The organism is Micromonospora sp. NPDC005299, from assembly GCF_042872345.1.
In the GTDB taxonomy this organism is placed as follows: domain Bacteria; phylum Actinomycetota; class Actinomycetes; order Mycobacteriales; family Micromonosporaceae; genus Micromonospora.
The window spans coordinates 1-1,543 of record NZ_JBIAKG010000033.1; the positions used below are offsets into that span (position 1 = coordinate 1).

The window sequence follows — 1,543 nt, forward strand, 5'->3', positions numbered from 1 at the left end:
GAGTTGCACAGTGGACGCGTAGCAGCTTAGTAGTCAAGTCCTCGGCCTATTAGTACCGGTCAACTGAACCCGTTACCGGGCTTACATTTCCGGCCTATCAACCCAGTCGTCTAGCTGGGGGCCTTACCCCACAAAGTGGGTGGGATACCTCATCTTGAAGCGAGCTTCCCGCTTAGATGCTTTCAGCGGTTATCCCTTCCGAACGTAGCTAACCAGCCGTGCCCCTGGCGGGACAACTGGCACACCAGAGGTTCGTCCGTCCCGGTCCTCTCGTACTAGGGACAGCCCTTCTCAAGTATCCTACGCGCACGGCGGATAGGGACCGAACTGTCTCACGACGTTCTAAACCCAGCTCGCGTACCGCTTTAATGGGCGAACAGCCCAACCCTTGGGACCTGCTACAGCCCCAGGATGCGACGAGCCGACATCGAGGTGCCAAACCATCCCGTCGATATGGACTCTTGGGGAAGATCAGCCTGTTATCCCCGGGGTACCTTTTATCCGTTGAGCGACACCGCTTCCACATGCCAGTGCCGGATCACTAGTCCCGACTTTCGTCCCTGCTCGACCTGTCAGTCTCACAGTCAAGCTCCCTTGTGCACTTGCACTCAACACCTGATTGCCAACCAGGCTGAGGGAACCTTTGGGCGCCTCCGTTACCCTTTAGGAGGCAACCGCCCCAGTTAAACTACCCACCAGACACTGTCCCTGAACCGGATAACGGTCCGAAGTTAGATACCCAAATCAACCAGAGTGGTATTTCAAGATTGCCTCCACCCATACTGGCGTATGGACTTCACCGGCTCCCACCTATCCTACACAAGCTAACTCAAGTACCAATGTCAAGCTATAGTAAAGGTCCCGGGGTCTTTCCGTCCTGCCGCGCGTAACGAGCATCTTTACTCGTAGTGCAATTTCGCCGGGCCTGTGGTTGAGACAGTGGGGAAGTCGTTACGCCATTCGTGCAGGTCGGAACTTACCCGACAAGGAATTTCGCTACCTTAGGATGGTTATAGTTACCACCGCCGTTTACTGGCGCTTAAGTTCTCCGCTTCGCCCTTACGGACTAACAGGTCCCCTTAACGTTCCAGCACCGGGCAGGCGTCAGTCCATATACATCGAATTACTTCTTCGCATGGACCTGTGTTTTTAGTAAACAGTCGCTTCCCCCTGCTCTCTGCGGCCATACAACGCTCCACCCGCGCGGGGCTTCACGTCTCCGGCCCCCCTTCTCCCTAAGTTACGGGGGCAATTTGCCGAGTTCCTTAACCACAGTTCGCCCGATCGCCTCGGTATTCTCTACCTGACCACCTGTGTCGGTTTGGGGTACGGGCCGCTAAGAACTCGCTAGAGGCTTTTCTCGGCAGCATAGGATCACTGACTTCACCTGAATCGGCTCGGCATCACGTCTCAGCCTATATGCGCCGCGGATTTGCCTACGGCACGGCCTACACGCTTACCCCGGCACAACCACCGGCCGGGCTCAGCTACCTTCCTGCGTCACCCCATCGCTTGACTACTACCCGTCAGGTTCCCACGCTCC

At 56.5% G+C, this 1,543-nt stretch carries 1 rRNA gene (cut by a window edge); it reads right to left on the minus strand.

The features are described from left to right. Nucleotides 1-29 precede the first annotated feature (29 nt). Nucleotides 30-1,543: ribosomal RNA gene (locus ACFYPD_RS33990) — 23S ribosomal RNA — on the minus strand; it runs 1,694 nt beyond the window's last position.